The sequence below is a fragment of the Halobellus sp. Atlit-38R genome (assembly GCF_003665925.1).
Classification (GTDB): domain Archaea; phylum Halobacteriota; class Halobacteria; order Halobacteriales; family Haloferacaceae; genus Haloquadratum; species Haloquadratum inordinatus.
The window spans coordinates 1-633 of sequence record NZ_QXIJ01000113.1 but is presented as its reverse complement, the minus strand read 5'-3'; the positions used below and the strand labels follow the sequence as shown (position 1 = coordinate 633).

Annotated in this window: 1 protein-coding gene; it reads right to left on the bottom strand. The window is 68.9% G+C overall.

Translation table 11 applies throughout. From position 1 onward, the window contains the following. A partial coding sequence (locus D3D02_RS18385) for an amidohydrolase family protein (RefSeq protein ID WP_147435718.1) occupies window positions 1-633 on the bottom strand: 633 nt, incomplete at both ends.

Sequence of the window (633 nt, the reverse complement as noted above, 5' to 3'; positions counted from 1 at the left end):
GTTGTCGAACATGCGCTGGAGCTGCATCCCGATCCGCATCTGACTCCCCATGTCGCCGCTGACGTTCGAGCAGACGTCCACGCCCCACGTCGGGCGGCCGCCCGCTTCGAGCACCTTCCCGGTGACGGGGATGCCGTGGCCCATCTGCATCTCGACCTCCGGCGTCGACGAGAAGGAGACGCCCTGTTCGACGGCGTGGTCGATGTCCTCCTGCGAGAAGTGGTTCCCGTGGGCGACGTTGACATCGGGGCCGAGCATGTCCTCGGTACAGCCGAAGCCCTGGTAGTCGCCGCCGTACTCCGAGGACGGCCACAGCGCCGCGCCCATGTGGATCGTCGAGAGGACGCCGAGGTCGCGGGCGAGTTCGAGGTCGCCGCGGGCGGTCTCGTCGGTACAGAAGTCGGGGCCGCGGAGCCCGAGCGCGAGGCTGAGCAGGTTGTCGTCGCGGATCTTCTCCTCGTGGAGGGTGCGGATGTTCTCCTCGGGGAGGCCCACGTCGCTCTCGTACCACCACTTCGCCGAGTCGCCGCCCGGCGGGCCGTAGGTGTACACCGCGCGCAGGCCGGTGTCTTTGAGCGCGTCGACCGCGCGTTCGCCGTGTTCGAGCGTGTTCGGGTACGACCAGTCGAGGGC